The organism is Pseudomonas sp. 5C2 (assembly GCF_034314155.1).
In the GTDB taxonomy this organism is placed as follows: Bacteria; Pseudomonadota; Gammaproteobacteria; order Pseudomonadales; family Pseudomonadaceae; genus Aquipseudomonas.
Genome location: NZ_JAVIWH010000002.1, coordinates 1,533,485 through 1,551,295, shown reverse-complemented (window position 1 = coordinate 1,551,295; position 17,811 = coordinate 1,533,485). Strand labels below are relative to the sequence as shown.

Below are 17,811 nucleotides of genomic sequence, written 5' to 3'. Positions count from 1 at the left end.
CTCCTTTATCTGGCGTACAGGCTCAGCCGACGGATTTGATGGCAGTGGGCACATCGCCCAGATACGCGGCCATGGAGTCGTCCAGTGCTTCGAGCCAGGGCGTGTGATGGGGCGGTGATTGGGTGCCGGTCATCAGCGAGCGATAGGACTTGTCGCGATACCCCATGATGTTTTCGGCTTTGTCGTGCTTCCAGTTCAGGAAGGTGTCGTTGACGGCGGGGATATCGAAGCTCGGGTAGTCAGTGGCATCCACCAGTTGCTGAATGTATGAGCCTTGGAATTCGAACATTTGCGGGGTGGTTTCCAGCGCCAGCTCACGCGCTTGCCATTGTTTGCTGTCAGCGATCATGTGGGTCTGATCGGGCAGGTCGATGCGTTTCAGAATCACGTCGCGGGCATACCAGGCCTGAGCGTCGAACATGTTGAACGAGTACCACTGGTCCTGCATGCCGAGGTACATCATCTGCGGGTTGGATTCCCAGAAAATGCCCTTGTACAGGTTCATCGGCCACAGACGGTTGTCGGTCTTGAGGCACAGTTCGTCCGGCAGGAACGGGAAGTTATGTTTGTAGCCGGTGCAGAGGATCACCGCATCGATGTGCTTGTGGCTGCCATCGATGAAGTACGCGCGGTTTTTCTCCAGGCGTTGCAGCAGCGGCTTTTCTTCCCAGTTGGCAGGCCAGTCATACGCCATCGGCTCGGTGCGGTAGCAACTGGTAATGCTGCGGGCGCCGTATTTGTAGCATTGCGAGCCGATATCCTCGGCCGAGTAGCTGCTGCCGATCAGCAACAGATCCTTGCCCTTGAATTCCAGCGCATCGCGGAAATCGTGAGCATGCAGGATGCGCCCGCCGAAATGTTCGAAACCGGGAAAATACGGCATGTTCGGCGTCGAGAAATGGCCGCTGGCGTTGATGACGTAATCGAACTCTTCCGAGGTCCGGGTATTGCTGTTGTGGTCTTGGGCGACGACTGTAAAGCGCTTGCTTTGCGGGTCGTAGCTGACGTGGCGCACCGCGTTATTAAAGCGGATGTAATCGCGAACCCCGGCCTTTTCGACGCGGCCCTTGATGTAGTCCCATAGCACTTCCCGTGGTGGATACGAGGCTATCGGGCGGCCGAAATGCTCCTCAAAGGTGTAGTCCGCAAACTCCAGGCACTCTTTTGGGCCGTTGGACCACAGGTAGCGGTACATGCTGCCGTGGACCGGCTCGCCGTTTTCATCCAGGCCGGTGCGCCAGGTGTAGTTCCACATGCCGCCCCAGTCTTGCTGTTTCTCGTAGCAGACCAGCTCGGGAATCTCTGCTCCCTTCTCCCTGGCCGATTGAAAAGCCCGGAGTTGCGCCATACCGCAAGGGCCAGCGCCGATGATTGCAACGCGTAGGGTCATGTTCGTGCCTCGTGTCTTGGGTCTGTCTGAAATGGGCGATGAGTCGTTGAAGCCTTGGCTCATCAACGAAAAATTACCGTCTTGTCCTGGTTGATGAACACGCGGTGTTCCAGGTGGTATTTCAGGGCTTTGGAAAGTGCGACGGTTTCGGTGTCGCGACCGATGGCGACCAGCGCATCGGGCAGATAGGTGTGGTCCACACGCTGGATTTCCTGCTCGATGATCGGGCCTTCGTCCAGGTCGGAGGTGACGTAGTGGGCGGTGGCGCCGATCAGCTTCACGCCGCGCTCGTAAGCCTGGTGATAGGGCTTGGCGCCTTTGAAACCGGGGAGGAACGAATGGTGAATGTTGATCGCGCGGCCGGACAACTGCTTGCACAGGTTGTCCGACAGAATCTGCATATAGCGTGCGAGGACTACCAGGTCGGTCTCGGTCTCTTCGACGATTCGCAACAGCTCGGCTTCCTGGCTGGATTTGCTGTCTTTGGTCACCGGCAGATAGATAAAGCGGATGCCCTCGCGTTCGGCCATCGGCCTCAAGTCCAGGTGGTTAGAGACAATGGCGGTGATTTGCATGTCCATCTCGCCTTTACGGTGGCGATACAGGAGGTCGGTCAAGCAGTGGTCGAACTTGCTGACCATCAGCAGTACGCGGGCCGGCTTAGCCGAACTGAACAGTTGCCATTGCATGTCGAAACCACCCGCCAGTTCGGTCATGCCCTGGCGTAACGCAGCGGTGTCACCGACCACGTTCTTGTTGAAGCGAAACACCGCACGCATGAAAAAACGTCCGGTGAATTCGTCATCGAACTGCGACAGTTCGCTGATATAGCAAGCCTGTTCGGCCAGCCAGGACGTGACCGCTGCAACAATGCCTGAGGCGGCAGGGCAACTGATCTTGAGGATGTAATGCTCGTGTGACGTGTCCATCAGGGTCTCCCTCGTAGTTGAAGTGGCGCAGGCGGTCGATCAGCCTTTGGCAGTGCGTTTGGTTTTTTCCGGGTCATCGAAGGGCAGGGCGTGGGTCATGGCGCTGGCCTCCAAACTGCCGCGCACCTGTAGGGCAACGCCTGGCGCCGCGCAGTCAACTGCAATGCGGGCGATGGCCATGGAGCGTTTGCTCAGGCGTGAATACATGCCACAGGTGATGACGCCGACCTGTTTGCCGTCGTGCCACAGGGTGTCGCCGGCATCAGCAGCGCGGGCGCCTTCGATCAGCACGCCGGCAATCTTGAAGCGCTCTTGGCCGCGCAGACGGAAGTGTTCGTGGGCGCCGCGGAAGTCCTGTTTCTCCGGGGATACGGTGAAATCCAGACCCAACTCCCACAACGTGTCGCCGGCCTTTTGATCGGCGAAGGGGTACATCTGCGAGTTGTCATAGGGGAAGAACATCAGCGCGCTTTCCACCCGCAACCAGTCAAGGGCGGTGAAGGCGCACGGAATGATGCCCATGCTCGCGCCCTGTTCGAGGATCTCGTCCCACAACAGCGGGGCATCAGCGGCTTTGCAAAAGATTTCGTAGCCACGTTCGCCGGTATAGCCTGTGCGGGAAATCATCACCGGACGGCCGAACAACTTGGTTTGCAGATGGTGGAAATACGGCAGCTGACGGATGCCCGGTACGTGTTCGGCGAGGAAGTCCACTGCCAGCGGCCCTTGCAACGACAGGTCATGCAGGTCGTCGTCGAACAACACCGCGACCTGACGGCCTTGTGCTGCGCGTACCAGCATCTCGTAGCCAGTGCCTGCGCCGTGGACCACCATGAACGCATTGGGGCCGGTACGGTAAACGATGCAGTCGTCGACAAACTTGCCGTCCTCATCAAGCATCGAGGCATACACCGATTTGCCGGGGTAGAGTTTGGCGATATCACGGGTGGTCGCCCATTGCAGCAGGCTTTCTGCGTGAGGGCCGACGTAATGGACCTTTTTCAGTCCCGATACATCCATCAGGCCAGCGCGTGTGCGGATCGCCTGATGGTGGTCGGCGAGGTCTGTGGCATAGGTCCAGGCGGTGCCCATGCCGTTCCAGTCTTCAAGCTGAGAGCCAAGCGCGCGGTGACGTTCAGCCAATGCGGAGATGCGCCATGAATGGGCCATGTGGTGATTCCTTGTCTGGAAAAAGGGCAACGAAAAGTGTTCGGGTCAGCTTTTCAGGAGTGGGTATCGAAGCGGCTTAACCACTCGACCAGGGTTTGCCGATAGCGGGTCATGCCCTTGTAGTCGGCGATGGGGTCGGGCAAATCACGCAGCACCCGGTGCAGACGGCAGCCCCAGCCGGGTTGGCTGACCAGTTCGTTCATGCTGATCAGGTAGGTGCGAATGCTGAACATCAGGCCGTTGCTGCGGGGCAAACGCGCCATGAATTGCAGTTCCACACGCAGGTGCACGAGTTGCCCGACGTTGTCGGCAGTGACACTGCCGCGTTCGGCACCCCATTCGTGAAAGGTCTCGGGCGAAGAGTCCAGGCGCGGATTGATGGTCAGCGTCCAGTTCAACCGACGCACGGGGTGATCCACTTGAATGTTGAGCAGATGCTTCAGCGCCCGCTCGAAAATACCCAATTGGTTGGCCATCGGAACCGGTGAGTGCCATTGCTTGAAGCTCATCCCTGCGTCGAAAGCCAGGGACCAGTCAGCCGGGTTGGTGACCATTCCTGCGTCCATGAACAGATCGCCGTCACGCTGGTCGAGCAAGGCGATGTCGCCTTGTACCTGGCGGGTGATGAACTCCAGAGGTTCGCAGGGCAGGGTCGAGGCATCGCCGAAGGTAAACGCCTGATCAATGTCCAGCGCCTTGTTACGCCAATGCCAACGATCCCCGTTGCAGCTCAGTTCGAACCACTGCGGGTAGTCGGCGGACAGATGCTCCATGAACATTTGCAAGGCATCCCAGGCCGCTTCCTGCATATGCGGCATGACCAGATAGCGGGTTGGGTCTCTGTCCAGAACCAGGGCGCGCTCGGCCATTTCCGAACGGTAATGCTCGTCGATGTCGAACCAGTGCTGGTAAACCGACCCCGATTCTTTGGCACGTGCCGGTTCGATGTTCACCGAGTACATGTAGCTGTCTTCGATGAACGGAAAGGGGAATCGCTCGATGGCGAATGCACTGTTGCGAAAGCTGAACGTATCCCGGTAGCTTTCCAGAGGGCTGAATTGAACGGTCATGGTCGACTCCTAGAGGTCCAGCAAAACGGAAGAACCGCAGGCGCGAGAGACGCAGGGCATAAGGAATTCAGCCTGCTCGGCAGCGCTGAGAACATGGTCGCGGTGTTCAATATCGCCCTTGAGGTGGCGCGTGGCGCACTGCCCGCAGACCCCGCCACGGCACAGGTTGGGGATTTCCACACCGGCTGATTCCAGCGCCTCGAGCAGGCTTTGCTCGGCGCTGACCTGAATCCGCCGTCTGCTGCGCGCCAGCTCCAGGCTGAACGGCAGGCCCGGCTCCGCACCGCTAAAGGCTTCCCAATGCACTCGGCCCTCCGGCCAGCCAAGGGCTTTGGCCTGTTCCTTTACGCCCATCAACAAGCGTTCCGGGCCGCAGACATACACATGACTGCCCAATGGCCGCGCGCTGAGCACTGCCGCCAGATCCAGGGTTTCGCCAGCGCTGCGGTCATAGCCATGCAGACACGTACCCAGGCGTTGTTGCAGTTCGTCGGTGTAGGCGTCGGTCAGGCCTTTGCGGTAGGCGTAATGCAGCTCGAAATCGGCGTTACGTTGTTCCAGCGCAGTGATGTAAGCCAGGAACGGCGTGATGCCGATGCCGCCAGCAATCAGGATGTGCTGGCGGGCGGCTGAGTGCAGGGCAAACAGGTTGGCCGGGGGCGAGATGCGCAGGCTGTCGCCGACCTGCACCTGTTGATGCAAAAACCGAGAACCGCCACGGGAGTCGTCCTGCAAACGCACGGCGATGCGGTAGTGGTGGAGGTCGGCAGGGTCGCTGGTCAGCGAGTAAGCATTGCGCAGATTGCGTTCACCTAACGGCAGATGGACCTGCACGTGACTGCCCGCGGAAAACCCCGGCAAGCGTCCGGAAGGATTGACAAACGTGAGCTCGCGAATCACTGGGGTCAGCATTTTTGCGTCGGTTATCCGCACCTCCAGAACCGAGCTCATGGTCGTGCTCCTGACTTGGCTTGCGAGTAGGGCTGATCGGGGTTTTCGCAGACGCCCAGGTAAGCCCCCAGACGTTGGGAAAAATGCTCACGCACACCCAACAGGACGTGGCAGTGGACGCAGGTCACCTGGCCTTCGGGACCACTGTCCTGAAGGCTGGCGCAGTGCACGCAATACACCCGGCGTTTTGTCGGTCCGGATTCGATCAGGTCGATTTCGTCGTCGTGCATTCCCGCCGCGTGAGCTATGCCGTGGATGTGCCAAAGAAACGCTTCGTCTCCGAGGATATAAAGGTGGGTGCCGATCGCTGCAGCATGGAGCAACCCTTTTAGTTGCTGCTCAAATCCATCTACTCCGGCGCAGAGCACTCGGGGGGCGGGCAGCGTGGTGTGATCAAAGTGCTGGATCAAGTGCCCGAGCGCTTTTGAAGTGGCGGACTGCGTCACCAGAATGTGATGCAGTGCATGGGTACGCAGCATCGGTTCGCGGTACACCGGCACACTATGCGGTCTGTACGGCGCAGCGCTTTGTGTCTCAGTCATTGCAGCCCTCCTGGTGGTTCAGTATTTCAAAATCGGTCGATTGAACGTCCTGATCTGGTGCGCAGGCCGGGCGTTTGGCCTTAGCCTGGTGCGCTGCTTTTCGGTGATTTACCGTGCGCAGGATCGGTGTCGTTGTTTCCTGGTGGGGAAGATAGTTTCCCAAAAGGAATTACTGCTCAATCTAGAAAAAGAGATATCTCTTTTGGAGTAGTCCGCCGCTAATCACCGCGAAGGCATGGAAGTTGCTCGGCAAACGCCATAGATTTCCAAAGGGCAGGCGGATGTCATTGAAAGCTCCAATGCGACCCGGGTGGTTGGGCCAATGGTTCCTGCGCACGCGACCACGTCAGGTGGACGACGTGCGCGCCTTGCTGGCCAAACTGCCGCTATGCCTGGCACGCGCAGACGATGCTTTGCCCCATTTTCTCGACCGATTCGAAGCGCTGAACCCTGGTAGCAAGCTGGGGGTGTTGTTGCCTGGCGAAGACTTCGGTCCCAAGCGCCGGGCGATGGTCAGCCCGTGTGATGAGGTCTCCAGTTGCCCGTGGCGCGACGGCGAGATGGCTGAAGCACCGTTGGCGTGTCCGGCGTGCCAGCGCCGCGGGCGTCATCGATTGCTGACCGCTCTGCCGGGCACTGCACCCGGCAAGCGCGGAGTCTTGTTGCTGGACACGCCATACCCTGCCAGTCGCGGGTTTCATGGCTTGTTGGGGGAAACGGCACGGGTGGTGGGGGTGACGATGCAGTTGCTGTGTCACAAGCGTGAGCAGCAACGCAAAGAGGCAACGTTCCAGCACGGTGCATTGGCGCGCGAACTTCACGATTCGGTTGCACAACAATTGGGCTATCTGTCGTTTCAGGCCAGCCTGATGCAGGCAGCACTGCGTGAGCCCGAGCAGGCTGCCGTTCTGCTGACCGATTTACGCGGCGGGTTGAGCCAGCTTCAACGCCAGGTGCGCGAGCTGATCACCAGCGCTCGCCTGACCATGGATGGACGCTCGCTGCGTCAGGCATTGGCTGATTCCGTGGCCGAGTTTTCCCGACGCTGCATCATCGTGTTCGAGCTGGACAATCGTTTGACCGAAGATGCGCTGTACCCGGAAACCGAATTGCAAATTTTACAGATCATCCGGGAAGCATTGGCCAACGTGGTGCGGCACTCCCACGCCCGGCATGTGCGGATCGAACTGCGCCAGACGCCGCAAGGCGAGATTTCGGTGACTGTCGAAGATGACGGCATCGGCTTGAGCCCCGCGTCGCTGGAGGAGAATCATTATGGCCTGGCGATCATTCGTGAGCGCGCCTCGACCATCGGCGCACAGCTGTCCATCGAAACTATCCGTCCTCACGGCGCTCGCGTGCACCTGAGCCTTATCCAGAACAATGACGACCCACTGAGGCGCTTCGATGAGCAGCACGACCTTATTGTTGATCGATGACCATCCCTTGTTCCGCAAAGGGCTGGCGCAATTGTTTGCCGCCAGCGATGACTTCGATGTGGTGGGCCAGGCCGCCAGCGGCAGGGAAGGGATCAACCTGGCCCTGCGCCTGGCGCCCAAGCTGGTCCTGCTGGACCTGCATATGCCGGGCTTGAGTGGTTTGCAGGTGCTCGACGAGATGAAGCAGTTGGGGCTCGAGTGCCAGATTGTGGTCTTGACCGCTTCGATGGATCGCGGCGAGTTGCTGACTGCCTTACGCCTGGGCGCCAGCGGCTATGTCTTGAAGGAAACCGAGCCGGAAGCGCTGCTGGCGTACATGCGCAATTGCAGCAAAGGCGCGATTGTCCTGGATGACTGTCTGGTCTCGCTGCTGGCCGGGCACAACGACATCAGTGCCGATGCAGCGCTGGACGGGGTGGAAGACTGCGGCCTGACTGATCGCGAGGCACAAACGCTGGCATTGATCGCCTCGGGCATGAGCAATAAACAGATAGGTCGTGAGCTGGGTATCAGCGACGGCACGGTGAAAATCTACGTGAAGAACCTGTTGCAGAAGCTCAATCTGCGTTCGCGACTGGAGCTGGCAGCCTGGGTGCACAAGGCTGCATCAATGAGAAAAGAGGAGCGGCATTGATGGCCGAGCACAGCGCGACAACGCTTGAGTCAATATTCACCCGCCAGGCACTGCAGTATCTGGATGTATTCCCCATCGCCTTGCTCGAACTCACTGACAAAGGCGAGATCACCCACTACAACGCCGCCTGGGCCGACCTGATGGAGTTGCCGGGTGATGAACGCAACATGGTTGAATACGTGCATCAGGAAGACCGTTCCCTGTGGCGGCAGGCGTTGTATGAATTACGCCGCCGCCCTGATATTTCCTTCAATCAGCGCCTGCGTTTCGTGCATCCCCAAGGTGAGCTGCGTTGGTTCGACATCAGCCTGAAACGGCGTGATGTCAGGTTTTATCTGGTGGTCAACGACATCACCCAGCACAAGCGCCGGGAGATTGCCTTGCAAGCCAGTCAGCGCAGCGCCCTCAGCCTGCTGGACAGCATGCCCGGCCTGATTTATCGCGGCCGCAATAACCACGACTGGACCATGGAGTTCGTCAGCGCCGGCTGTCTGCAGCTCACCGGTTATCCCGCCGAGCGCTTGATGGACAGCCACGACTGCACCTACAACAGCCTGATCCACCCCGACGATGCGGATTACGTCTGGCGTGAGGTTCAATACGCCTTGTCCCGGTACCAGCCCTACGAACTCAGGTACCGGATTCGCTGCGCAGACAACTCGATCAAGAACGTCTGGGAAAAAGGCGTCGGCATCTATTCGGACAGTCGCGAGGTGTTGGGTATCGAGGGTGCGATTTTTGAAATTGTCACTCCATAGGCAGACCCGACGTGTAGGGCTGTTAGCCGGTACTTGCTATTACCTTTACGTTAACGTAAATAATGAGCTACGTGCTTTTGCCAGTGGCTCAGGTTTTGCTCTTTGCAGAGAACACCTGCCTGACCGGGCAAACTTTTCTTTACTGCCACCTGAACCGGGTGTAGACATTCTCAACAGCTTGCGTGTCTCGTCGCCAGCTCCGGGAGTGGCTCGGGGATGCACTGGGCGGACCGATTCGGAGCGCTGAATGTCGCTAATAAAAACAATAAACGCTGAGTTACAAAGCGAAGCCCGGCTGGCCCGGGAGACACTGCACGGCGAAGGTGAAGTGCCCGATGGGGTGCTGCGGGCCGAAATTGATGCCTCATGGCGGCGCAGTCTCAGCCACGGTGTGCATTTCAATAGCAAGCACGAGCTCGCGCTGGAGTCGACGGCCAGTCTTGAGTTGCTGTTGGCGAGCAATCGCTTGCTTATCGACGCTGCGACGCCGGAGATCGACTATCTGGCGGCTCAGCAAGGCAAGGAAGGGCTGATTATTCTGGCCAATGCCGACGCCACCATTCTCGCCCTTGAGGGTCGCGCCGATGACCTTAAAGGCAGCGGCTTGCAAGACATCGCCCTGGGTGCCTGTTGGAGTGAGGCGGCTCGCGGCACCAATGCCTTGGGCACTGCGCTGGTCAATGCTCGTCCGACGTTGATCGATTGCGGTGAACACTTTCTGGATCGCTTGAGCCCTTTCTCGTGTACGTCTGTGCCGATTCACAGCCCCCATGGCGAGCTGCTCGGTGTGCTTGACCTGACCCGCGAAGGCCCTTTAGGGCGCGTTCAGGACAGCACTGCGCTGTTGTGCATGGCTGTCACCCAGATTGAAAGCCGGGTGTTCAACGCGACCTATCCGGATCAAATCGTCCTGGCCTTCCACAGTCGTCGCCAATACCTTGAATCCGCGTGGCAGGGTCTGCTGGCATTGGATTTGACCGGAAAGATTCTGGCGGTCAGCGCGCATGCCTGTCAGTTGCTCGGTGTGCCTCGGGCAGGGTTGGTGGGGCGGCGCTGTGAAGAGTTTCTGGGCATCGATGGTCTGCAACTGCTCGCGCGTCTGCGGCAAGGCAGCATAGGCAGCCTGCAAACCGCCAAGGGCGAGTTTTTCTATAAAGCCCTGCGCGCGCCACAACGCTCGCCTAACGTGGCCAGTGTGGCTCGGGGCGCGCCTAAAGCGGCCCCCGCGCAACCCAATCTCGAGGCGCTGGCGGGAGGTAACAGTCGGTATGCCCGCGCGCTGCGCATGGCACGCCAAGGGCTGGCGAACGAGCTGCCCGTTTTGCTGCTGGGCGAAACGGGGACCGGCAAGGAGGTTATCGCCCGGGCCCTTCACCGGGCGGGTGTGCGCGGTGATAAACCGTTTATCGCGGTGAACTGTGCAGCCATCCCTGAAGGGTTGATCGAGTCCGAATTGTTTGGTTATCGCGAGGGTGCTTTTACCGGCTCACGGCGTGGCGGCATGATCGGTCGCCTGCAACAGGCCCACGGTGGCACGCTGTTCCTCGACGAGATCGGTGATATGCCTTTGGCACTCCAGGCCCGCCTGCTGCGGGTACTGCAGGACCGCAAGGTCGCGCCATTGGGCGCAGGCGAGGAACAGGATATCGATGTCGCACTGATCTGTGCCACCCACCGAGATCTCAAGCGTCAGGTTGAGGAAAAGCAGTTCCGCGAGGATCTTTTTTACCGGGTGAATGGCATCAGCGTGATGTTGCCCGCCTTGCGTGAGCGTGACGATTTTGATGCGCTGGTGAGCAGCTTGCTGGGCAAATTGGGCAATGTGACGGTCAAACTCTCCAGCGACTTGCAATCGTTACTGGCGGGCTACCACTGGCCGGGCAACATACGTCAGTTGGAGATGGTGCTGCGCACAGTGTTGGCCATGCGCGACGAGGGCGAAAGCGAGCTGGGGCTGGAGCACCTGCCCGACAGCATGCTTGATGACCTGAGCGCCTGTGACCGTCCTCAAACCGGCCGTATCCGCGAGAATGAACTCGAGTTGATCCGCAACTCTCTGGACAGTCATCAGGGCAACGTTTCGGCCGCCGCTGACGCGCTAGGCATCAGTCGGGCGACGCTGTACCGCAAGCTCAAACAGTTGCGCAGCTGATGCAGCGGTTGATTGTCAGGCTGGTCGACAGCAAGGACCCGCAGGCACTCCACGACGCGTTGACATGGCTGTACGGCTTCGTCCGTCCACATCGCCTGGCCATTGGCGGTTTGTTGGGCCTGTCGCTGTGCGCTTCCTTGCTGGTGCTGGTGCAACCCTGGCTGACCAAGTTGCTGATTGACGATGGCTTGCTGGCACGTAACTTTTCGATGCTGACGCTGATCGCCGGATTGATGATCGGTGCCGGGCTGCTGGGCACGGTGTTATCCGGGATCAACCGTTATCTGTACACGCGACTGTCCGGGCGGATCCTGTTCGCCTTGCGTGACGAAATTTATCGGCATTTACAGACACTGTCGCCGACGTTCTATGGACAACGACGCATTGGCGACTTGATGTCCCGGCTTGATGGCGATGTCGCGGAGGTCCAGCGCTTTGCCGTCGATTCACTGTTCTCGGCGGTCTCCAGCATCATTGGTCTGGTCTTCGCCGTGGCGATGTTATTGGCCCTGTCCTGGAAACTGTCACTGCTGGCCGTGGTGTTGATTCCTTTGGACATCCTCTGGCTGCGCTGGATGCGGCGCAAAGTTGCGCATGAGGTCAAACAGTTGCGCGAGCGTTCGGCGGACGTGTCGTCCTTCATGGTCGAAACCCTGCCGGTGATGAAGTTCATCCAGGCGTCCGGTCAGCAGCAGCGCGAAGCACGCAGGCTGGAGTCCTTGGGGCAGGGCTACATGACTCAACTGCTGCGCCTGCAAGTCACCGAATTCTTCACCCAGGCGGTGCCCGGCACCTTGACCTCATTGTCTCGGGCCTGCGCGTTCCTGATCGGTGGTTATTGGGTGGTGCAGGGCACTTGGCAGCTCGGCGCGTTGATCGCTTTCTCTACGTACCTGGGCATGGCCGTCGGCCCGGTGCAGAGCCTGCTCGGGCTGTATGTCGCCCTGCAGCGCATGACCGTGAGCCTCGGCCGGGTCATGGAGTTGCGCGGTGAAAAGCCGGGAGTCAGCACGCCGGAGCACCCGCTGCCGATGCCCACCACGGGCGAGGTGTGGTTTCAGTCGGTGCACTTCAGCCATCCGGGGCGTCCGGCGATCCTCAAGGGCATTGATGCGCGTATCCCTTATGGCCTGAAAGTCGCCTTGAGCGGCGGCTCCGGGGTGGGCAAGTCGACGCTGATCGATCTGCTGCAACGCTTCCAGGACCCGCAAGCCGGTCGTGTCTTGCTCGACGGCTGTGATCTGCGTGATCTAGACCTGTTCGAGTTACGTCGGCGAATCGCGGTGGTCAGTCAGGACATTGTGCTGTTTCGCGGGAGCCTGGCGGACAACCTGTCCTACAGCTCGCCAAACGCCAGCCGTGCGGCGATTGCCGAAGTCGCTCATCTGGCTCAATTGGACAGCCTGATCGAGTCCCTGCCCGAAGGCCTCGACAGTCCGCTCGGCGAGCGAGGACAGCAGCTTTCCGGTGGGCAGAAACAACGAATCGCCATCGCCCGCGCACTGTTGCAAGACCCTTTGATTCTGGTCCTCGATGAAGCCACCTCGGCGGTAGACGAAGCCACCGAGCGTGAAGTCATTTGCGCCATTGACCAGCTGTTTGCCGGACGAACACGGATTCTGATCAGTCATCGTCCGTCGACGCTGGCGGATGCAGACCTGCGCTTCCATATGGTAGACGGCGTGCTCACGTCGTCGACAGTCGTCCATGAGGTCTGAGTCTCTTATGCGGCCTGTGCGCATTGGCATCGTTGACAGCGGCCATTCACCCGCGCAACAGCCTAGAGTTGTTGCCAGCCGACGCTTCTTGCTGGTGGAGGAGGGGCTGCTCGAGGACGAGGTGGAGGGGGATGAACTTGGGCATGGCAGTGCGATCATCGACGCTATTTGCCGACGCGCACCCGAGGCTGAATTTTGTGTGGCCCAGGTCTTCGATAAACGTGGGGTCACCAGTGCGATGCAAATCTCAAGCGCGATCGATTGGCTGGCTGAACACGAAGTTCGCCTGATCAACTTGAGCCTGGGGATGCGTCAGGACCGAAGTCTGTTGCGTGAAGCCTGTGCGGCGGCGCTGAAACGTGGGGTATTGCTGTGCGCCTCAAGTCCGGCTCAGGGCGAGGCAGTATTTCCGGCGAGTTACCCGGGTGTCGTGCGGGTTACCGGTGATGCACGCTGTGGTGAGCAGGATTGGTCGTGGCTTAACAGCGCCCAGGCGGATTTCGCCGCGTGCGTGCGTGGCACGTTGGCCGGGCAGTCCGGTGCCAGCCTGGGTTGCGCGGCCTTGAGCGGGCATATCGCCGCGTATCTGGCTGAACAACCGCACGCCTCTAACTCGGAGATCATCGATTTGCTAAGGGCCTATGCCCGTTACCGTGGTCCTGAGCGGCGGGTCGGGCCATGAGTACGATTCTGATTTTAGGCGCCGGGCCTGCGGGCGCGGCGGTCGCATTGGGCCTGCGCCGGCTCGGTTACCCGGTCTCGATAGTCAGCGAGTGGCGACGCTTCCCCGCACTGGAAGGTGTATCGCTGAGGGTGTTGGAGGCGTTGCGTGCGGCGGGCCTGGAGCATGCGCTGGCAGATGCTACGCTGCCGTCCCAGCGTCAGGTGTCCTGGAATGGTCAGCAGCACGCACAAAATATTGAATGGCTGCTGGATCGCCCACGGTTTGATCGCGGCCTGCGCGAGGATCTGCAGCGTGCCGGTGTCGAGCTGATCGAGGGGCGTGTGCTGGCGGTACAGTCGACTGCCTCGGGGCATCGGGTGCAGATTGAAGGCCACGCCGATCTTCAGGCGGACTTTTTGGTCGAGTCACGCGGTCGTCAGGCACCCGCGCTGGGTAAAGGTCTGCGCGGGCCGGAAACCGTCAGTCTGCTCAACCGCTGGCAGGGCGTGCCGGGGGCGACCGCGAGTGCGGTCGAAAGCATCGAGCAGGGTTGGGTCTGGATGGCGCGCCAGGCCGATGGGTGTTGCTATTGGCAACTGACGGTGGACGTGGCCAGCGCCGAATTGCCGGGTAAAGCCCAGCTACTCGACTACTGTCGGGAGAGGCGCCAGGCATCGGCGCTGGCGACGGCATTTTTTGCCGACGGCACCGAGGTTGATGTGCACCTGCATGCCCGCAGCAGCACGGCCATTCTTTGCCCGCAGGTGTGCGGTGACAACTGGATTCGGGTCGGTGATGCCGCCATGGCGGTGGACCCGCTGTCGGGCAACGGTATCTTCCAGTCACTGTCCTCGGCGCTCCAGGCCCCGGTGGTGATCAACACCTTATTGCGAGCGCCTGAACGTGCGGCGTTGGCCCAGCAGTTTCACCGGCAACGGGTCGAGCAGTTGTTTTTACGGTTCGCCAGGATCGGGCGTGATTTTTATGCCGATGAGCAGCGTTGGCAGGATCAACCTTTCTGGAAGGCGCGTCGCCAATGGCCGGACGCTGATCTGGCGCACAAACCGGCTGATTTCGCGGCCATCAGCCTGCAGCGGGCCCCGGTATTGCGCGACGGTCTGGTGGATGAGGCTGAAGTGGTGGTGACGGCGGATCAACCGCTGGGGGTCTGGCACTTGCAAGGCATCGAGCTAGCACCGTTGGTCCTTCGCCTGCAAACAGAGCCCGCGCAGCAGGTGCTGGCGGATTTGTCGAAAGAACAGGAGCATCTAGTGCGCAGTTGGCTGCTCAGCCAGGGCTACCGTCCTTAAACACCCTCCGGCAGTGAGCCTGTCGGAGGGTGTTGCTGGCTTACAGTTTGATCAGCACGGATTTCAATTCGGTGTAGTGCTCGATGGCGGCGTAGCCCATCTCCCGGCCGACCCCGGACATTTTGTAGCCACCGAAAGGCAGCGCCGGATCGAGCGCGCTGTGGCAATTGACCCACACCGAGCCGGACTTGATCCGGGGGATCATCCGGTGCACGACTGCCAGGTCGTTTGACCAGACGCTGGCGCCCAGCCCGTAGGGACTGTCGTTGGCCAGACGCAGGGCATCGGCTTCATCATCGAAGGGAATCGCCACCAGTACCGGTCCGAAAATTTCTTCCTGGACCAGCGGGTTTTTCTGATCGACACCGACGATCACGGTGGGCTTGACGAAGAATCCCGGCCCGAACTGTTCGCCGCCACAGGCGATGGTCGCACCGCCCTCACGGCCCATCTCGATGTAGCGCGACACCCGCTCTTGTTGCCGGGCCGAGATCAAGGGGCCCATGTCCACGCTAGGGTCCAGGCCGTTACCCAGCTTCATCGCATTGGCGATATCCGAGATGTCGGCGACCACGTTATCGAAGTGCTTGCGCTGCACATACAGCCGCGAACCGGCACAGCACACTTGGCCCTGATTGAAGAAGATGGCGCTGGCAGCCCCGGCGGCAGCGGCCGCGAGGTCCGCATCACCCATGACGATGGTCGGTGACTTACCGCCCAGTTCCAGGGTGACACGGGTCATCGAATCCATCGCGATCTTGCCGATCTGCTTGCCGACGGCGGTGGAGCCGGTGAAGGTCAGTTTGTCGACCAGTGGATTGTGCGTCAGGGCGGAGCCGGCAGTGATGCCGGTGCCGGTCACCACGTTGAAGACCCCGGCCGGGTAACCGGCTTCGAGTGCCAATTCCGCGAGCTTCAGGGCGCTCATTGGCGTTTCGTCAGCGGGCTTGAGTACCACGGTGCAGCCCGTCGCGAGGGCTGGGCCGAGCTTCCAGCAGGCCAGCAGCAGCGGGAAGTTCCAGGCAACGATAGCGCCCACCACACCCACGGCCTCACGGCGGATAAAGCTGTGAAACTGATCGTTGGGCATCAAGGGCATCGAAACTTCGACGCTGGAACCTTCGATTTTGGTCGCCCAGCCGGCCATGTAGCGCAAGAAGTCGATGGACAGCTGTACATCCATGACCCGCGCTACCGCCGCGCTCTTGCCATTGTTCAGACATTCAAGCTGGGCCAGTAGCTCGGCATCGCGCTCCAGCAGGTCGGCGAGCTTCCACAGCAGGTTCTGCCGCTCACGGGGCCGGGTCCGGCTCCAGGCCGAGTCATCAAACGCGTGGCGAGCTGCGAGTACCGCGCGATCGACATCGTCCGGCGTCGCGCAGGGCACAGTGCAGAGCACTTCACCGCTGGCGGGGTTATGCAACGTCATGACGTTGCCGTCGGCGGCCTCGACCCACTCGCCATTGATCAGCATGCGGGGTACCCGTTTTATAAAGGCAACAGTGGCGGGTAGCAGGGATGAATGGTTCAGCATAGGAGTGACCTCTTGTTATTCGAGTGGATGCGAGGTCTTTCGCAACGGCTGTGCCAAGTCGACTTGACGGGTTAACTGATTGATTTAAATAATTATTATTTGATCGGTTGAAAACGGTGGGCAGTTTGAGTGTCGCAAACTGCGACAGGTGATTAAATTTAAGACCCTGATTTTGCTGGGCTTTAGGTACCGGCGTTTTGCAAGGTAGTGGTCAACTGATACTGGACACAGTTTTAAGTTTTTCTTCGGTTTTCGCCGGGGCCAGATCTGGCGGGTATTTTCGCCTAAATGGGGGTGGCCATAGATTTCATTAGACCACTGCAGTCAGGGGGTGACGGCATATTCCAGGATGCGTTCGGAGTTTCGCTCGCACGCGCTTTTTTATGCCGATATTTTAATGCTAGTCACGTCTTCGTTACTGGGCGAGAACGTTACTGATTGCATTAACCGCCAATTGTGAGCCTTTGGCATTCAAGTGATTGTAGTCCATGTAATAGGAATGGGTGTCGCCTATCAGACACACCTGTTGTTGACAGAAAATATTGTCCAGCGTGACCAGTCTTATTTTATTTTGCTCGCTGTCTAGCTCGAAAAGATGACGAGTGAATTGCTGAAGTTGATTGTGTTTTGACAGTGGCACGGACAGCTCGCTTACCCTCTGTAGTATGTTCTCGTCGCTCGATCCTGTTCCGCGGGCGAGTTGGTAATAAAGGTTTTTCGGATCGACCATCTGCTGCGGAACCTGAGCCACTATGTAAAGATGGGTGCCTAGCGCCTGGTAAGCCTCGACGGTTTTATTCAGGGCCTTCTCAAACACAGCCCTGGATGCTTCTTTGGTTTTTTCCTGGGTGTCTTGGGACACAAGAAAATAGCTGCTCTTTTTCCACTTGTCGTAATCGCCATCCGTATAAAGCGTCCAGCGTGAGACAAGAATTACCGTCTTGATGCCGTTCATTTTTACATAGTCATATTCGCGTCTCGCGAGGGCTTCGCACACGCCCACAACATAATTGCCAGCGAGAACATCCACACCCAACAGTGGAGGGCAGCCAGCCAGACCGATATGCACAATGGTTTTCCCCCGCTCTTTGCCTGCGGTGTCGAAGGCCGGCAATAGCACTTCTGCGTGGCTGTCGCCAAATACAGCAACCTCCGGGGTAGCGTTTTTGTCGACCGCCCCAAATAAGCAGAAATCGATGCTCCAACCGTTGCCATCGTAATTTTTATCGCAGGGAAAGCGTATTTTTGTGAAGGTAAATGATTCCAGCGCTACCGGATCTAAATCAAACCGGCTGGCGAAACCTTCGTTGGTATATCCGGTCAGCCCAACGCCTATGAACATCAGTGAAAAAATGGCCCCCAACGTGAATATATGATGTCTTTTTATCGAGCTTTTTTTTCGGAAAGCCTGTTCTATAAAGCGCCAGCTCAAATAAGCTAATACCAGCGACAATAGGGTAAGCGCAAGCATGATCGTTGAGCTCGGCTCGACCAGGTAGCTCTCACGCGCGAAGGCGAAAATGGGTTGATGCCATAGGTAGGCGCTGTAG

15 protein-coding genes are annotated in these 17,811 nt (G+C 59.2%); 7 read left to right on the top strand and 8 right to left on the bottom strand.

Going from position 1 to position 17,811, the window contains the following annotated elements; all coding sequences use genetic code 11:
• Positions 1 to 22: 22 nt before the first annotated feature.
• From RGU44_RS07780 to RGU44_RS07755, 6 genes are all read right to left on the bottom strand, one after another.
• Positions 23 to 1,390, bottom strand: coding sequence for an NAD(P)/FAD-dependent oxidoreductase (locus RGU44_RS07780; protein WP_322216534.1), 1,368 nt, complete (start codon positions 1,388 to 1,390; stop codon positions 23 to 25).
• A 62-nt stretch (positions 1,391 to 1,452) separates the two neighbouring features.
• Positions 1,453 to 2,319, bottom strand: coding sequence for a formyltetrahydrofolate deformylase (purU, locus tag RGU44_RS07775; protein ID WP_322179076.1), 867 nt, complete (start codon positions 2,317 to 2,319; stop codon positions 1,453 to 1,455).
• 39 nt (positions 2,320 to 2,358) lie between these two features.
• Entirely contained in the window at positions 2,359 to 3,489 is a 1,131-nt protein-coding gene (locus tag RGU44_RS07770; protein ID WP_219059846.1) for an aminomethyltransferase family protein, read from the bottom strand.
• 53 nt (positions 3,490 to 3,542) lie between these two features.
• The gene (locus tag RGU44_RS07765) at positions 3,543 to 4,559 is read right to left on the bottom strand and encodes a DUF3445 domain-containing protein (RefSeq protein ID WP_322216532.1); all 1,017 of its coding nucleotides are present in this window, start codon (positions 4,557 to 4,559) and stop codon (positions 3,543 to 3,545) included.
• Between the two features lie 9 nt (positions 4,560 to 4,568).
• A complete protein-coding gene (locus tag RGU44_RS07760) occupies positions 4,569 to 5,510 on the bottom strand; it encodes a PDR/VanB family oxidoreductase (protein WP_322216529.1) in 942 nt (313 codons plus the stop codon).
• Complete coding sequence (locus tag RGU44_RS07755; protein ID WP_322179079.1) at positions 5,507 to 6,052, bottom strand: dimethylamine monooxygenase subunit DmmA family protein; 546 nt, start codon at positions 6,050 to 6,052, stop codon at positions 5,507 to 5,509. Before RGU44_RS07755 ends, RGU44_RS07760 begins: the two co-directional genes overlap by 4 nt.
• 281 nt (positions 6,053 to 6,333) lie before the next feature.
• On the opposite strand from RGU44_RS07755, the gene RGU44_RS07750 reads away from it, so the two are divergent.
• The 7 genes from RGU44_RS07750 (at position 6,334) to RGU44_RS07720 (ending at position 14,727) form a co-directional block, all read left to right on the top strand.
• Entirely contained in the window at positions 6,334 to 7,491 is a 1,158-nt protein-coding gene (locus RGU44_RS07750; RefSeq protein ID WP_407074646.1) for a sensor histidine kinase, read from the top strand.
• Complete coding sequence (locus tag RGU44_RS07745; RefSeq protein WP_322179080.1) at positions 7,460 to 8,125, top strand: response regulator; 666 nt, start codon at positions 7,460 to 7,462, stop codon at positions 8,123 to 8,125. Before RGU44_RS07750 ends, RGU44_RS07745 begins: the two co-directional genes overlap by 32 nt.
• Positions 8,125 to 8,883, top strand: coding sequence for a PAS domain-containing protein (locus tag RGU44_RS07740; protein ID WP_322179081.1), 759 nt, complete (start codon positions 8,125 to 8,127; stop codon positions 8,881 to 8,883). The genes RGU44_RS07745 and RGU44_RS07740 overlap by 1 nt, the downstream gene beginning before the upstream one ends.
• A gap of 247 nt (positions 8,884 to 9,130) precedes the next feature.
• A complete protein-coding gene (locus RGU44_RS07735; protein ID WP_322216526.1) occupies positions 9,131 to 11,035 on the top strand; it encodes a sigma-54-dependent Fis family transcriptional regulator in 1,905 nt (634 codons plus the stop codon).
• Positions 11,035 to 12,753 (top strand): ABC transporter ATP-binding protein, encoded by a 1,719-nt coding sequence (locus RGU44_RS07730; RefSeq protein ID WP_322179083.1) that lies wholly within the window; start codon positions 11,035 to 11,037, stop codon positions 12,751 to 12,753. Before RGU44_RS07735 ends, RGU44_RS07730 begins: the two co-directional genes overlap by 1 nt.
• A 7-nt stretch (positions 12,754 to 12,760) precedes the next feature.
• Positions 12,761 to 13,435 carry a S8 family serine peptidase gene (locus tag RGU44_RS07725; RefSeq protein WP_322216524.1) on the top strand — a complete coding sequence of 225 codons (675 nt, stop codon included), beginning with the start codon at positions 12,761 to 12,763 and terminating at the stop codon, positions 13,433 to 13,435.
• Positions 13,432 to 14,727 (top strand): tryptophan 7-halogenase, encoded by a 1,296-nt coding sequence (locus tag RGU44_RS07720; protein ID WP_322179085.1) that lies wholly within the window; start codon positions 13,432 to 13,434, stop codon positions 14,725 to 14,727. Before RGU44_RS07725 ends, RGU44_RS07720 begins: the two co-directional genes overlap by 4 nt.
• Positions 14,728 to 14,767: 40 nt before the next feature.
• Here RGU44_RS07720 and RGU44_RS07715 read toward each other — a convergent pair whose 3' ends face one another.
• Both RGU44_RS07715 and RGU44_RS07710 read right to left on the bottom strand, forming a co-directional pair.
• Complete coding sequence (locus tag RGU44_RS07715) at positions 14,768 to 16,261, bottom strand: aldehyde dehydrogenase family protein (protein ID WP_322179086.1); 1,494 nt, start codon at positions 16,259 to 16,261, stop codon at positions 14,768 to 14,770.
• Positions 16,262 to 16,676: 415 nt separating this feature from the next.
• Positions 16,677 to 17,732 carry an SGNH hydrolase domain-containing protein gene (locus tag RGU44_RS07710; protein ID WP_322216521.1) on the bottom strand — a complete coding sequence of 352 codons (1,056 nt, stop codon included), beginning with the start codon at positions 17,730 to 17,732 and terminating at the stop codon, positions 16,677 to 16,679.
• Positions 17,733 to 17,811: the final 79 nt, after the last annotated feature.